Genomic DNA, 15,684 nt, shown 5'->3' on the forward strand with positions numbered 1-15,684 from the left:
CTCTTGAATAATTCTTTACTAGTACTCACCTACTCATGAAAATCCTCACTCTATTTTCAGTCTAGATTATATATTGACATGGCAATAGCAAATTACTTCAATAATTGATTAACATTTGCTTTATAGAGCTTACCAATAGGTACCATATAATCGCCAATAAAAATCCGATTTCCTTCTATACTAACGATGTGCTTTTTTGCAACAGCAAATGACTTATGAACTTGAAGAAAATCATTCTCAGAAAGCAATTGGATGGTATCCGATATTTTTTCTCGAATGCTTATGGTTTCATTGCTTGTAACAACTTTGGTATAATTACCAGAAGCTTCAATAAATAGAATATCATCTACATCTACCTGAATATGACTATTATTTTGCTTTAAAAAAATATGTTGTCCTTCAGGTTTTATAGTCTCTTTATTGTCTTTTCTTATTGTACTGGTGTTAAGAGAGGTCACTTTATTCACAGCACTCAAAAAGCGTTCAAAACTAAACGGTTTTAACAAGTAATCAACAACGTTTAATTCGTAGCCTTCAATCGCAAATTCACTATACGCAGTGGTTACAATAACTTTTGGTGGAGATGATAAGGTTTTTAAAAATTGAAATCCTTTTAATTTAGGCATATTCAAATCTAAAAAAATGAGATCTATATCATGTTTGCTTAAGTAGTCAATAGCTTCTATAGCATCATAACAATCTGCTTTGAATTCTAAATTTGGTAGCATATCACAATAGCCTTTTATAATATCGTGTGCAATATGTTCGTCGTCTATAATGATATATGTAATCATAAGCCCTTAATATTCAATGTAGCGTTATAGATGGTATCTGTTTTGGAAATTGTTAAGGTATGCTTTTTTGGATATACCAATTCTAATCGTCGTTTTAGGTTTTTTAATCCAATTCCTGTTTCAGGGTTATCTTGTGTTTCATCAAAATTGTTTTCTATTTCAAAGGTCAATTCACTATTATGCGCTGTTAATGTGATATGAACATAAGCATTTTCTCTTAAATTTTCCACACCATGCTTAAAGGCATTTTCTAAAAGAATAATGAAAAGAAGTGGCATAATCTCATAATTAGTGTCGTTTGTTTCAATATTGAATTGTATATCAATCGCTTTATGATAACGCATTTTATGAAGTTCAATATAATTCTCGAGATAAGCTATTTCTTCAGACAGTAAAACCCTGTCTTTTTCGCCATCATAAATACTATAGCGCATCATATCAGAAAGTTTTAGAATGAGCTCTTGAGCTTTCTTAGAATCCTTATCCACTAATCCATAAAGGTTATTAAGCATATTAAAAAAGAAATGTGGATTCACTTGACTCTTTAAATGCATTAATTCTGTTTTTGCTTTTTCATTCTTCAATCTTATTAGTGATTTGATTTGTTTAAATAGCCAATGTGCAATGGTAATAAACACAAGGATAAAGTACAATGCAATAAATTCTACAAACCCTTCTAGTTTTCCAAAAGTGTCATTAAAAATGACGATGACTAAGCCTATAATAACCAGCGCTATTTTATATAACCGCTTGATAGTTTTCCTTTTTCTTTCTGGTATTTTAAAATTCATAATTCAATATTAATTAAATAAAACACCTCAGACAAATAAGTTGACAAACAGTATCTCATCAGTGACAAACAATCCTAAATGTGTTTTGAGGTGTCTTTATACCTTAAAAAAATGTGTTTGTCACTAATGCATGTGTTTGTGTCACTAACACTTTTTAAAGGCTAAAAACGCTTATATGTTTGTCTCAATCAATCAAAAAATGAACAGTATGGAACTCAGAATTGACAATCTATCAAAAACGTATTCAAACGGGATTAAAGCTTTACAAAACATTTCACTTGATATACCAAAAGGGATGTTTGGTCTATTAGGCCCAAATGGTGCAGGCAAGTCTACGTTAATGCGAACTATTGCAACACTGCAAGAAGCCGATTCTGGTTCCATTGTTCTTGGAGACATCGATGTCTTACAACAAAAAAATGAATTGCGACAGGTATTAGGGTATTTGCCGCAACAATTTGGCTTGTATCCAAAAATATCGGCAGAAGTATTACTCAATCATTTCGCAGTGCTTAAAGGCATCACCAATAAAAACGAACGTAAAGAATTAGTGAAAGCACTTTTGTATAAAACCAATTTATATGACGTGCGACAACAAAATCTGAAAGGGTTTTCTGGTGGGATGAAGCAACGATTTGGCATTGCACAAGCCTTACTTAACAATCCGAAGTTACTTATTGTAGATGAACCAACAGCAGGATTGGATCCTGTAGAACGCAATCGCTTTTACAATGTTTTAAGCGAGCTCGGAGAACATACTGTGGTTATTTTATCTACGCATATTGTTGACGATGTCAAAGAACTCTGCACAAATATGGCCATTATTAATCAAGGTCAAGTATGCTTAAAAGGGCAGCCGTTGCAGATACTAGAAGGCCTAAAAGATAAAGTCTATAAAAAAACAATCGAGAAATCAGAATTGAACCTATATAAAGAAAATTATCAGGTCATCAGTGAACGATTATTTCTTGGTAAACCAACTATTCATATAATAAGTGAGACTAATCCTGGAGATGGATTTACAGCTATTAATGCGGAACTAGAAGATGTGTATTTCTCAGAAATTTTCAATGGAACTAAAACTAAATCTATTTAATTATGTGGTATGAAATTTTTAAGTTCGAAATCCAATATCGAATTAAACGACCAGACACCTATGTGTTCTTCTTATTTATATTTCTGTTTTCAATTGTTGGTGTAGATTTTATTTTTCAAGGTTCAGAAATGGGGCTAATGAAAAGAAATTCACCCATAGTAATAGCGAAAACTATGGGAGCTATAACTGGTTTCTTTATGATTTTAGCCTCAATGATTATGGGAGTTTCTGTACTTAGAGATTTTGAGTACGAGATAGAGTCATTACTATTTTCTACACCTATCAAAAAAAGAGATTATTTAATGGGTCGGTTTTTAGGCGCATTTACTGTTCTGCTGTTTGTATTTACAGGAATTATATTGGGTATGATGTTGGGTGAATTTATGCCCTGGAATAGTCCAGATGAGCTATTAGCTTTTAATGCATTTATTTATATAAAGACCTTTGTAATGGTAACGTTACCAACGTTATTTTTTGGAGCAGCGTTGTTTTTTGTAACTGGTGCCTTAACTAGAAATTTAGTAGTTGTATATACACAAGGCGTGATCTTGTTTGTCGTATTTTTATTAACAAAAGCAATTACCAATGCGTTCTGGCAAGCTATTTTTGATCCATTTTCATTAACAACAGTAACCTATATTACAAAATCCTGGACGGTCTTAGAAAAGAGCACTCAAGAGCTTCCATTTATTAGTGCTTTGTTATATAACAAATTATTTTGGTTTTTTTTAGGAGTAATCGCATTAATGTATGGTTATAAAAAATTCAACTTTAATCTGGTTAAAGAAAAGAAATCAAAGAGAAAGCATGTTCAAAAATTAGTAGCTAAAAGTGCCAATAAAAATACTGATATAGAAATCCCTAAAGCTAAAAAACACTATGGTTTATCATCTAAATGGACACAATTAAAAGAGTTTTCGTGGTTTTATTTTATAAGTATTTTTAAACAACCATCATTTTGGGGAATTGTTATTTGCGGAATGATTATCATCTTAATCAATTCTGTAAATCTTGGAACTGTATATGGCGTTGATAGTTATCCTGCAACCTATTTTATAGTTGAGGAACTTCAGGAAACATCTTATTTTTTCTTTATCATCATCCTTGTTTTTTATTCAGGAGAATTGGTGTGGAAAGAAAGAGGTGCGAAGTTGAATTTAATTTATGATGCTACACCCATGTCAAGTTTTGTAAGGTTAGCTGGAAAGTTTATTGGATTAAACTTAATTTATGTCGTATTAATACTTGCTTTAATTAGTTCAGGGATAGTATTCCAAACGCTAAGTGGCTATTATAACTATGAATTGCAAGTGTATTTTAATGGATTCTTTTTAGAAATTCTACCCCTATTATCCATTTTTACCTGCTTAGCATTTTTCATACAATCTTTAGTGAATAATAAGTTTGTAGGTATCATTTTGGTGATTGTATTTAGTATTGTTAATGTAGCCATTGCTGTATTGGGATTTGATCATGATTTACACTTTTTTGGAGGAAGTTCCTTAGGTGCTTATTCAGATATGAATGGTTATGGGCATTTTTTACAACCCTATTTACTCATTAAATTGTATTGGTTTCTTTTCGGAATACTTTTATTAATCATAGGATCTTTAGTCGCTGTTAGAGGAAATGAAACAAATTTAATAAAACGAATAAGAGTTGCTAAATATAAGTTCAGCAAACCACTCATAAAATTTACTGACATCATTCTTTTTGCTTTTATCATTATTGGAGGGTTTATATTTTACAATACGAATATTTTAAATGAATATTGGAGCAATTCTGAAGCTACTGAATTCAGAGTAGCGTATGAAAAAGAATTGAAACAATTTGAATATATACCACAGCCCAAAATAATAGACGTTAACTTACAATTAGAGCTGTATCCTTCTAAACGAGATTACACAGTAGAAGGGTATTATATGTTAAAAAACACATCAATTGAAAACATAAAAGCCATCCATATTCAAAAACTTTTGGAAGAAAATGTTACTATAGACAGTATCTCTTTTGAAGGTGGTTTTACAACTAATAATCAATACAAAAAATTTGATTATTCAATTTTTAACTTAGAGAAAGCTTTACAACCTGGTGATTCTGTAAAAATGTATTTTAAGCAACGTTTTACAACCAAAGGCTTTGAGCAAGGTCGTTCTAATACCAATATTGTTTACAATGGTACATTTTTCAATAACGAACAGTTTCCAACATTGGGTTACAATAAAAAATATGAACTTCAAGATGAAGATAAACGAAGAGATCATAACTTATCAAAAAGATCTAAAAAAGTTAACATAGATGACCCTAAAGAATTAGTTAATGCGAGATCTGGTGGTGATTCTGATGGTATTAATTTTGAAATGATTATTGGTACATCCAAAGATCAAACAGCTTTGGTTCCTGGAGATTTATTGAGAAAATGGACAGATAATAATCGTAATTATTTTCACTATAAAACAAATACACCTATTATTAATTTTTATGCCATAGTTTCTGCTGACTATGAAATTAAAAAAGACAAATGGATGACAAGTAATGAGGCGATCACTGAGCCTGTTGACCTTGAAATTTATTATCAAAAAGGACATGAGTATAACATCGATAGAATGATGAAGTCTATGAAAGCATCCTTAGCCTATTATAGTAACAACTTCAGTCCTTATCAATACCAGCAACTGCGTATTATGGAGTTTCCACGTTATGCGCAATTTGCGCAATCTTTTCCTGGAACTATTCCATTCTCAGAATCTATTGGATTTGTGTTAGATATAGATGACGAAAAAGATGTAGATATGGCTTTTTATGTGACTGCACATGAAGTAGCTCACCAATGGTTTGGAATGCAAGTGGAAGCTGCGAATGTGCAAGGTCAATTGATGGTTTTAGAAACCTTATCTCAATATGCAGCAATAATGGTTTTAAAAGAGCAGTATTCCGAAGAAAAAGTGCAACAGTTTTTAGCACTTCAATTGGATAAATATAAAGAAGGAAAACAACAAGAAAGTAAGGAAGAACCATCTCTTGCTCTTGTAGAAAATCAAGATTATGTCTATTATGCTAAAGGAGCGATCAATATGTATGAACTTCAAAAAGCAATAGGAGAAAAGAATGTGAATTTAGCATTAAAATATTTTCTTGAAGATTGGAATACAAAAAACGGCAAACTAAAAATGCAGACTGATAGATATGCGACAACTCAAGACTTACTAGAGTATTTCAGAGCAGTTACACCAAGCAATCTCCAGCATATCATCGAGGAGCTTTTTGAATCTGTGGGTGTATTAAAAAATCACTAAGGTTAAATAAATCAACTTCTCATAAAAGCATAAAACCTGTGCTTATTGTGGCAAACCATTAAAAATCTTACGTTAGCTAAGAAGATGATCAAACAAGCGGAACACATTTATAATAAAGAAAGAACATATCTAAGCTTAAAATAAAACGAACCACCATATGTTTAGATCAATAAGGAGAGGTATGCTACCATTTTCACAAAAGAATAAAGAAAATCTGCAATTTTTGACCTTCTAAAAATCCAGAAATTAACGCTAAAAAGGTTAACTTACTTGCGTATAATAAAGACATTAACAATTCATAAAACTTGAAAAGCATTTATGTCAATTTATGATAAAAACAAGTCTAGATTCTTTCAAAGAATAGTCGATATTGGCGCTGAGTACAATTTTTCTATAACTGAACTCAGATATTTACGTGTTACGAATATTGCATCTCTTTTAGGTGTAGTTTATAATGTAACTTGGATGCTAATTGCATTATTCTTGACAGACGCATTAATAATTTACGGAAGTAATACTTTTTTGGGATTAATGTTTCTAATGGCGTTAATTTTCAATTGGAAAGGGTTACGAGTCCTGGCTTCCGTTTGGCTTATTCTAGCATCTTATATGTCTGTTCTCTTATTTCTTTACTTGCTAGGGTTTTCCTCAGGAGTTGCAGTTGTTTGTTTCCTAATTATTATTCTGCCATATATGACTTTTCCTCGTAAGGCTAGGAATATAGCCCATGTCTTTAGTATTCTAGCTTGCCTAACGTTGATTGCTACAGTAATATTTCAATCAAATATAAAATCCCATTTTGGAGGATTAGATCCCTATATATCACAAATAGTTAATATCAGTATTACTGCATTGATTTGCTTCATACTAATAGCAAGTATGTCTATTTTAATAGATCAATCTGAGGAATCTTTAATGGTTGAACAGAAAAAATCAGATGATCTTCTGCACAATATATTACCCGCAAACATAATAAGAGACTTAAAAGAAAGCGGTAAAACAATTCCAAAAAGACACAAAAATATCACTGTCCTGTTTACTGATTTTGAAGGATTTACAAATCTTGTGGCGTCCATGTCAGCAATCACTTTAGTCAATGAACTCAATGATATTTTTGGTCGATTCGATGAAATTATGGAAGAAACGAAAGTAGAAAAAATTGAAACGATTGGTGATGCGTATATGGCAGCGTGTGGCCTTGAAAAAGAAACGATAAATCATGCTACTAACTGCATCAAAGCCGCACAAAAGATGCTATCCTATCTTGAGGAGAGAAATCAAAGCCATGTCATAAAATGGAGAATGAGGGTTGGTATACATTCTGGATCTGTAGTAGCAGGGGTTGTGGGCAAGAAGAAGTTCGCATACGACCTTTTTGGAGACACGATAAATACCGCCAGCAGGATGGAATCTGCAGGTGAAGTAGGTAAAATCAATATATCTTCATCCACCTATGAACTGATTAAAAATGAATTTTCGTGTATTTCTCGTGGAAAGATCCATGCAAAGGGAAAAGGGAAATTGGACATGTACTTTCTGAATCAAACTTAAAACGCATAAAATTAATCAAGAAAACAAATAGTATTTTTATGTTGTATATAATAGGATCATATTTCCAAACATAAACTTTGAAACCCTGAACTTTTCTGAACTGTGTTACGAATAATACTTCCTAAAAATGAGCAATAATTATAACTTTACTATCTATGCTTAATTCTAAAAAACGAAATAAAAAAATTATAATCAGGATAGCCTTGTTCACAGGTACTGCAATTTCCTTGTGGTTTGTGCCTTGGATTTTAGTGAAAGCTTGGATATTACCATTGCCAGATACTGTTCAAGAACAAGTTGACCAAGCAATAAGTCACGGTTTGGATGGTATGATTGTTTATGTAGATGAGGCAGGGAAACAACCAGAATTTTATACAGGTGGTTGGCACAATCGAGAACATAAAATACCTGCTAAACCCAATGCACTATTTAAAATAGCTAGTATTAGCAAGTTATATGTAGCGGTTTCCATTTCTAAGTTGGTTAATGATAACAGATTGTCACTAGATAAAACCCTTGCTGATTATTTCCCTGAATTGCTAGGTAGGATTGAAAATGCAGATAGAATAACTCTAAAAATGATGGTACAACATCGAAGCGGGATTCCAAATTTTACAGACAGTGGAGGTTACTGGGAAAACCCACCTGATAGTGCTGAGGAATCGTTAGCATTAGTATTGGATACACCCGCGCTGTTTGAACCAGGAGAAGACTATAGCTATTCAAATACAAATTATTTACTCCTTGGTTTACTTATTGACAATACGGTGGGGTATAATCATCATCAATATATCAAAGAGCAAATTTTAGTACCACTCGAACTGAATAATACATTCTTCTCGTTAAGCGAGGTAGATATAGAGGATGTGATGAGTGGTTACTACGTTGGCTATGAACCTGATTTAAAAGAGAAAGAATTCGGTATGCTGGCTACTGCGGAAGATGTTGGTATATTTTTGAGAGCATTAAACGATGGTTCTATATTCAAAGAACGAGAACGGAAAATCTATTCTGAAATTTATGAATATGAACATTCTGGATGGGTTCCAGGATATCAGAGCTTTACAGAATATCATAACAATATAGACACTGTAGTAATTCTTTTTAATAATACAACTGATGAGGATTTATTACTGTGGAATTTGTCAGAAATAATGATAAATAGAGTGGTTAGAATTGTTGAGGAAAATAGAGCAAAATAATACAGGCTTTAACGAATATCAATTTATAACGAGAACCACTTTATCCCTTGAGCATTATCAATTTCAACAACCATATATTTGATTTTTTTAGAAATTACTGTACGACAATGTGATTACAAAAATAAAATCAAAATTAACAATTCTAATAAACTCTTGGGTTCGAAGTAATAAGGGTGAGTTTTGATTTATATTGATTTTGAGATAATTAAGTCAATATCTTCCTTCAAAAAGTTTGAACTCTGTCCCTTCGAGGTCACGAATAAATAGTTTCATAAGAAAAAACGCCAAGCTTGCTTGAGCGTTTTTTTGTTGAAACTATTTTCAAGGCTGAGCATTAAAGGATGCGCAGCAATCCTCTAATGCTTAGGATTGCTTTTTAAGGGTAATTATAAAACGCCAAGCTTGCTTGAGTGTTTTTTTGTTGAAACTATTTTCAAGGCTGAGCATTAAAGGATGCGCAGCAATCCTCTAATGCTTAGGATTGCTTTTTAAGGGTAATTATAAAACGCCAAGCTTGCTTGAGTGTTTTTTTGTTGAAACTATTTTCAAGGCTGAGCATTAAAGGATGCGCAGCAATCCTCTAATGCTTAGGATTGCTTTTTAAGGGTAATTATAAAACGCCAAGCTTGCTTGAGCGTTTTTTTGTTGAAACTATTTTTAAGGCTGAATATTAAGGATAATCAGCAATCCTTAAGAGATCTATTCTATTATTTCCAACCTGAGTTCATTTTATTTTAAGAAGATTATTTCAATTCTACCTCTAAAATATTAGCATTATTTTTATTGGCTTCGTTAGCGATAAATAAGTGTCCTTTAGTGCTAAACGTTATACCTTCTGGTTGGGCAAAATCGTGTTTGTTTAAATTATACAATTTTAAAATTTCACCATTTGAATGTAATATGAGAAGTTGTAAATTTTTACTATCTAACACATAAATATCTTGTGTTTGTGGATGCACAGCAATTGCAGAAGGTCTTAAAGTCTTTTCAACCTTTTTAGATTTAGAAGATTCTAATTTTTTCGATTTTAAATCAATATCAATTATAGGAACAGTATCAAAGCTTTTAGTTTGTAGAGGGATTTGATAAATGTTTTTAATACGTTTTTTACCTAAATCCTTATCTTTTGGTGTTAGTAGTAATCTTTTGTTTTGCTTATCAAAAGTTAAACTTTCCATGTTATTCTTTTCAGTAAACGGAGTTTTAATTTTTGAAATTTTTCTGTCTTTAGAATTGTAGTCTAATATTTCATAAATAAGTCCATCACTGCGTAAAATATAGGCATCGTAGTTGTTTATGGTTATGTCTTCATAATCGCCAGCACCATCAAATTTTATATCATTTATTATTGTGTTTAGCTGGGTGTCATAAATGAAAATGTGACCCATTTCATCTTGTACACATGCAAAGGTGTTTTCACTTAACCAAGCAATACCACTAACTTCTTCTAATATGTCTGGTAGTATTGACGTGTTTTTTATATTGTAGTTTTTAGACGTGTCTGTTTTAGGACTATCAGTATTTTGTTTGAATGTGTTGTGTGTTGAGCTTTTAAGAAATAATGTAATACAGATAAATAGAATCAAAACAATGACAATATTTAATGTTTTAGAAGTCTTCATTTAGTTTTATTTTGGAGTAAATAATCCAATTAATTACAATATAAATAATATTTATTGGCTCAAATGAGTTACTCAATTTAGAAAAGAAAAATGTGCGTTATTTTAACAATCATTTAGCACTTCTATCTTAATTTGTGTCAGAATTATAGATTTACTTTGTATAATAATTACGAATAGAAATGTTAAAAACGCTTTTTAATATAGTATTGATTTTTGTAGGCTTGGCAAATTCTGCCCATGCTTATGATTTTCAAGTATTAAATAGTGATTTAGAGCATTCTATAAGTACAGAAGCTTTAGGCGAAGTATACGAGAACGTTAATTCTCATCACTATTTTTTCGACCTACAAATTGAAAGTTTTAGTACCGTTTCTAATGCAGATACTGAGCCACCTCAACTTGAGGAAATTACTGTAAATAGTTATGGACTTAGTTGTCTTAGTAATTGTTTTTCTGCCTTACATCACTCTCAATTTGTTAGAGCAGAGCACAGCAGCATAATTAATTTTCATTTAAGGGAAATCCTTTTTCCATTTCATTGTTTTTGGTAAAATAGGTGTAAAACATCATGCATTATATATGATGTCTTAATTATGGTATAAAATACCATATCAATTTTTACACTTTAAATTTTATTAAAAAACAAATATCATGGGAACAGGATTAATTATTATCGATGTTATTATCATCGCTATTGTTATTTTACCTTTTGCTTTATTTATAAACGGAAGCAAAAAAAGATCAAGACAACTTCGTAACACGCTTAAGACAGAAGCAACAGAACATAATTGTAAATTAGATAAACTTGAAATACATGGTAACTACGCCATTGGTGTAGATACTTCTCAGCAAAAATTATTCTTTCATAGAAAAACGGAGACTGCTGTTTATTCTAAAGTTATCGATTTATCATCCGTTATGTCTTGTAAAACAACAAAAGAGACTAAACGTGTTAAGGATAAAACAAAACATTATGATGTCGTTGAAAAAATAGGTTTGTCGTTTTATCATCGTAATCAAAACAATGACGCCTACGTTGAGTTTTATAACAATGACCTAATGATTTTAAGTGACCAATTAGAAGTAGCTCAAAATTGGCAAGATTATTTAAATCAACTTTTATCATCAAAGGATCATACAATCGGTATACAAAACCAGAAACATAGAGTTATAGCAGTAAATGCATCATAATATAGGAAAACACGTTTTGTGATTCAGGAATAAGAAAAACTTCTTTTAAATTTATTTTGAAAGAAGTTTTCTTTTATAAAAATAATTCAAAGTCTAAAAAGTGGTTTTATAAGGTGTTAATTTATTTTGAATTTAGATGTTAAGGTGATCATCTTTTCACTTAAACTAAACAGCCAATACAGTTGTTCCCAAATTAAATGAGCTTCCTTATGCGTGTTTTCACTATCTGATTGCGAAATAACATTCTTAGTAATTCTATGAATAGGAAAATTAAACGGTTCAGGTTTAAAGATTGAATCGTTAGTTTTAGAATTTTCAAAATTAATAACCTTCAATTGAGAACAGATGATATCTAAATTGGCATTAATTTTTTCTGAAATTTTTTTAAAATCCTCTGATGCTTCAGAGGTTGAGTTATTTTGAATATAAATACTCAAGGATGCCAAAGACGCTAAGAAGCTATGATTAATGACTACAAGCTCGTAAATGTCGTCAATATGGTTTTGTTTAGATTCTGGCTCTTGAGCCATACGCTGAAAAGCAGAACTTAAATTAGACATTTGTAAAAATGCCTCTTTTCTATTCACTTTTAAACTCGTTGGTACAAGACCTTTCTTTTGGTAATAATTGCTAATAGATTTAAAAAATGCAGTATTTGCTTTTAAAGCCGCTTTAATATTATCTCCAATTTCCATAAACGACCAAGCAGGTAAAAGCCAACGCATGGCCATATAAGATAATGCAGCACCAATTAATGTATCTAAAACTCGAAATTGAATAACTGTTAAAATATTGGGCTCTAAAATGGCATAAATAAAAATGACACTTAAGGTTATAAAAGTCGCAGAGGCTTTGTAGTTTTTCTGCACCATAGAAAAGGCAACGACTAAAGAAAGTACGCCTAGCGCACCATAAATGTATGGATCGTTAACTATAAATACTAACCCACTCGCTAAAGCAGCACCAATTAGAGTTCCAATCATTCGGTCTTGTGATCGGGTTTTGGTAAGACCGTAACTAGGTCGCATTATTACGATTATTGTTAAAATAATCCAATATGGATTCTGAAAGTCGAAAAATAAACCAATACCATAACCCAACATTACTACAATTGACAACCGTAATGAGTGTTTAAAAATTGTAGATCTAAAACTGAGGTTTCTAAGTAATAATTTAGGGCTATAATCTTGAGAGTCAATAAAACGCTTTAGCTTATCATTTTTTATATAATCATCTGAGGTTAATTGCGGATTACCCAACAACCATTTAATCTTTTTTAATTTTTCGAATTGCTTTTTCTGGTAGTCTAACAGATTCTGAAGCATTAAGTAACGCTCGTAATCTTCTAGGTGATTTTCATTTTTAAATTTTAAAAGATCACTTTCAAGTGCTTTAAAAGCATCAGAAAGGGCATTGTTTGACCTAAACAGCTTCGGCTTGTTAATATTTTTAGCAATAGACCGTAATTGAAGAGATAATTCGGAAATTAACTTCTGAAAATCAATTTTAAATTCAGGATGTTGAGCAAAAAGCACATCCATCTTGTCATAATTTACAGGATTGGCAATAGCAGCTTCTAAAATTTCAACCAATTGAATAAACACCAATAAACGTCTACTTTGATAGTTAGATTTTCCTGAGCTTTTTCGAGATAGTATTAATATTTCACGCAAGGTTTGGTGATGTTCCGTCAACTCACTTTGCAAGGTCATAAGTTGGGTTTGCAAAACATCTCTATCTGGTTGCTCACCTATGAGCTGCCTTCTGGTGTCTAAAAAATCTGCGGTTAATATAAAAGTTTGATTGAGAGTTTCTTCAGTTTGAGCCTTTGGATTGATGTAATACCATAACGTGGAGAGAAATAAATACCATAATCCACCAACACCAATCAATATGGCATATTGATAGACTTCTAAAGAATCTGAGGTGTGTGCAAAGCTTAAAACTAATGCCAATAATCCAGAAAAGCTTATTAATGATGCTCTAAATCCATAAATTGAAATAAAGGCAATACAAAAGGTTAAAAAGCCCAAAATAGGGAATAGTAAAAAATTTGAAATATTGAGATAGCCACCAATAAAACTGATAACAACCACTAGTATCGCCGAAAAAAGAATTCCAACCTGTTTGTGTTTTAATCGACCACTAACATCACTAGGAGAACACCAAAACGCACCAAAACAAAGTGCAAGTCCAACTTCAAATTGATTGGTTACGATACCTAAAATAATAGGAGTTGTTACTGCAACACCAATTAATACAGCTTTTGAAAAACTTGTACTTTTAAAGAATTCAAATAACTCTTTAGCGTGTTTAGAGATGAAAGTTAAAATGAGGTTTATAATTTTGAGTTTAAAACAAAGATACAACTTGAGTAGAGAAGCGTGTTTTATTTATAACTAACAATTATAAGAAAAAAAATAGCTGTTAAATTTCACTAAAGCAATGAAATTTAACAGCTAAAAGAATATAATAGGTAGGTGTATTATTTCATAATACGAGTTAATTGAAAAAACTTTTTGTAATCTTCAGGTATTGTATCAATGTTTAATAAAGAACCTTCTTTCATAGGAGGATAAATATCATGGTACGTTTGTACATTATAAAGACCTACACGTTTACTTATATGGTCTCTTGTTAATTCTGCTGGACTATTTAGTCCTGCAGCAGCAACAAGTTCTAAGAAACTATGAATTGTAGCTTCGTGGTAACGATTAGCTCTAGGTGCTTTATCATCTACCACCAAACCTTTAACTAAAGAGGCATTTTGTGTGGCCACACCAACAGGGCAAGTATTGGTATTACATTGTAAAGCTTGGATACAACCAATGGCTAACATCATAGCACGTGCACTATTACAGCCATCTGCGCCTAAGGCTAAAGCTCTTGCCATGTGGAAACCTGTAATTATTTTTCCGGCAACAATGACTTTTATATCTTTTCTAAGTCCAAAGCCAACTAAAGTATCGTGTACAAATATTAAACCTTCTCTTAATGGCATTCCCATGGAATTAGAAAACTCAACAGGTGCAGCACCAGTTCCTCCTTCACCACCATCTACAGTAATGAAATCGGGTTGAATACCTGTAAAAATCATAGCTTCACAAAAATCCATAAATTCTTGTTTCCTTCCTAAGCAGAGTTTAAAACCAATAGGTTTTCCATCAGAAAGATCTCTTAATTTTTTTATAAAATGCATAAACTGAATAGGATCAGAAAACGCGGAATGCGAAGGTGGTGAATGCACTGCAATACCAGGTTGTACGTGCCTGATTTTAGCAATCTCTTCAGTGTTTTTTGAAGCAGGTAAAATACCACCATGCCCAGGTTTTGCACCTTGAGATAGTTTTATTTCTATCATCTTTACTTCTGGTCTTAAGGCATTTTGTTTAAATGTAGTTTCGTTAAAAGTACCATCATCATGTCTGCAACCAAAATAACCGGTTCCAACTTGCCAAATTAAATCTCCACCATTTTTTAAATGATATTCACTAATTCCACCTTCACCTGTATTATGGGCAAAATTCCCCATCTTAGCACCTTTATTTAAAGCCAATACAGCGTTGTTACTTAAAGATCCAAAACTCATAGCCGAAATATTCAATAAGCTAGAAGAATAAGGTTGCTTACAATCCTTACCACCAATTAATAAACGTGGAAACTCACCAATATCCTTTGGGTTGGTTTTAGCATACATGGAGTGTTCTAGCCACTCATAGCCAGAATGGTAAAGATCCATTTGCGTACCAAAAGGTTCTGTGTCGTTTTCCCCTTTAGCTCTTCTGTATACTAGAGATCTAAGGATTCTATTTAGAGGTCTTCCTTGGGTATCTGTTTCAACAAAATATTGCATTATTTCTGGTCGAATAGATTCTAGTATATATCTAAATCTTCCTAGTAATGGAAAGTTTCGTCTAATGGTATGTGATGTTTGCATAATGTCAAAAACACCCATTATTACAAGTGGTCCAACTATTAAAAAAGCCCATAGAATAGGCTTCCAAATAAAAGCTATTCCGATAATTACTGAAACAAGAACGACTGAAATAATAATAAAATACTCACGGACTTTCATAGTGTCTACTTTAAATAAAGCGGTAAATATAAGATTACGTATTTTAATACTAAACTAAAAATGTAT

11 protein-coding genes are annotated in these 15,684 nt (G+C 31.8%); 6 read left to right on the forward strand and 5 right to left on the reverse strand.

Translation table 11 applies throughout. The features are described 5' to 3' along the window. Nucleotides 1-92 precede the first annotated feature (92 nt). Both DFQ10_RS03960 and DFQ10_RS03965 read right to left on the reverse strand, forming a co-directional pair. Nucleotides 93-794 (reverse strand): LytR/AlgR family response regulator transcription factor, encoded by a 702-nt coding sequence (locus DFQ10_RS03960; RefSeq protein ID WP_044633810.1) that lies wholly within the window; start codon nt 792-794, stop codon nt 93-95. Beyond that, nucleotides 791-1,585: a sensor histidine kinase gene (locus DFQ10_RS03965; protein WP_044633809.1), complete on the reverse strand. Its 795-nt coding sequence runs from the start codon at nt 1,583-1,585 to the stop codon at nt 791-793. Before DFQ10_RS03965 ends, DFQ10_RS03960 begins: the two co-directional genes overlap by 4 nt. 208 nt (nt 1,586-1,793) lie before the next feature. On the opposite strand from DFQ10_RS03965, the gene DFQ10_RS03970 reads away from it, so the two are divergent. The 4 genes from DFQ10_RS03970 (at nt 1,794) to DFQ10_RS03985 (ending at nt 8,730) form a co-directional block, all read left to right on the forward strand. Further along, complete coding sequence (locus DFQ10_RS03970; RefSeq protein ID WP_044633823.1) at nt 1,794-2,681, forward strand: ABC transporter ATP-binding protein; 888 nt, start codon at nt 1,794-1,796, stop codon at nt 2,679-2,681. 2 nt (nt 2,682-2,683) lie between these two features. Continuing rightward, complete coding sequence (locus DFQ10_RS03975) at nt 2,684-5,977, forward strand: ABC transporter permease/M1 family aminopeptidase (RefSeq protein WP_044633808.1); 3,294 nt, start codon at nt 2,684-2,686, stop codon at nt 5,975-5,977. Nucleotides 5,978-6,295: 318 nt separating this feature from the next. Beyond that, nucleotides 6,296-7,528, forward strand: coding sequence for an adenylate/guanylate cyclase domain-containing protein (locus DFQ10_RS03980; protein ID WP_044633807.1), 1,233 nt, complete (start codon nt 6,296-6,298; stop codon nt 7,526-7,528). 155 nt (nt 7,529-7,683) lie between these two features. Then, nucleotides 7,684-8,730, forward strand: coding sequence for a serine hydrolase domain-containing protein (locus DFQ10_RS03985; RefSeq protein ID WP_115816073.1), 1,047 nt, complete (start codon nt 7,684-7,686; stop codon nt 8,728-8,730). A gap of 743 nt (nt 8,731-9,473) precedes the next feature. Here DFQ10_RS03985 and DFQ10_RS03990 read toward each other — a convergent pair. After that, the gene (locus DFQ10_RS03990; protein ID WP_115816074.1) at nt 9,474-10,352 is read right to left on the reverse strand and encodes an SdiA-regulated domain-containing protein; all 879 of its coding nucleotides are present in this window, start codon (nt 10,350-10,352) and stop codon (nt 9,474-9,476) included. A gap of 179 nt (nt 10,353-10,531) precedes the next feature. Here DFQ10_RS03990 and DFQ10_RS03995 point away from each other — a divergent pair, with 179 nt between their 5' ends. Then, on the forward strand, nt 10,532-10,903 hold the full coding sequence (locus tag DFQ10_RS03995; RefSeq protein ID WP_115816075.1) for a hypothetical protein: 372 nt from the start codon (nt 10,532-10,534) through the stop codon (nt 10,901-10,903). Nucleotides 10,904-11,003: 100 nt separating this feature from the next. Further along, the gene (locus tag DFQ10_RS04000) at nt 11,004-11,543 is read left to right on the forward strand and encodes a hypothetical protein (protein ID WP_115816076.1); all 540 of its coding nucleotides are present in this window, start codon (nt 11,004-11,006) and stop codon (nt 11,541-11,543) included. 116 nt (nt 11,544-11,659) lie between these two features. On the opposite strand, the gene DFQ10_RS04005 is transcribed toward DFQ10_RS04000, so the two are convergent. Continuing rightward, entirely contained in the window at nt 11,660-13,912 is a 2,253-nt protein-coding gene (locus tag DFQ10_RS04005; RefSeq protein ID WP_245940609.1) for an FUSC family protein, read from the reverse strand. A 116-nt stretch (nt 13,913-14,028) separates the two neighbouring features. Beyond that, nucleotides 14,029-15,618 (reverse strand): FMN-binding glutamate synthase family protein, encoded by a 1,590-nt coding sequence (locus tag DFQ10_RS04010; RefSeq protein WP_115816077.1) that lies wholly within the window; start codon nt 15,616-15,618, stop codon nt 14,029-14,031. Between the last annotated feature and the right edge of the window lie 66 nt (nt 15,619-15,684).

The sequence above is a fragment of the Winogradskyella eximia genome (assembly GCF_003386165.1).
GTDB lineage: Bacteria > Bacteroidota > Bacteroidia > Flavobacteriales > Flavobacteriaceae > Winogradskyella > Winogradskyella eximia.

Bases quoted from the DNA above. Each gene is read 5' to 3' on its own strand.
- DFQ10_RS03960 (WP_044633810.1), bottom strand. From the start codon at position 794: ATGATTACATATATCATTATAGACGACGAACATATTGCACACGATATT.
- DFQ10_RS03965 (WP_044633809.1), bottom strand. From the start codon at position 1,585: ATGAATTTTAAAATACCAGAAAGAAAAAGGAAAACTATCAAGCGGTTA.
- DFQ10_RS03970 (WP_044633823.1), top strand. From the start codon at position 1,794: ATGGAACTCAGAATTGACAATCTATCAAAAACGTATTCAAACGGGATT.
- DFQ10_RS03975 (WP_044633808.1), top strand. From the start codon at position 2,684: ATGTGGTATGAAATTTTTAAGTTCGAAATCCAATATCGAATTAAACGA.
- DFQ10_RS03980 (WP_044633807.1), top strand. From the start codon at position 6,296: ATGTCAATTTATGATAAAAACAAGTCTAGATTCTTTCAAAGAATAGTC.
- DFQ10_RS03985 (WP_115816073.1), top strand. From the start codon at position 7,684: ATGCTTAATTCTAAAAAACGAAATAAAAAAATTATAATCAGGATAGCC.
- DFQ10_RS03990 (WP_115816074.1), bottom strand. From the start codon at position 10,352: ATGAAGACTTCTAAAACATTAAATATTGTCATTGTTTTGATTCTATTT.
- DFQ10_RS03995 (WP_115816075.1), top strand. From the start codon at position 10,532: ATGTTAAAAACGCTTTTTAATATAGTATTGATTTTTGTAGGCTTGGCA.
- DFQ10_RS04000 (WP_115816076.1), top strand. From the start codon at position 11,004: ATGGGAACAGGATTAATTATTATCGATGTTATTATCATCGCTATTGTT.
- DFQ10_RS04010 (WP_115816077.1), bottom strand. From the start codon at position 15,618: ATGAAAGTCCGTGAGTATTTTATTATTATTTCAGTCGTTCTTGTTTCA.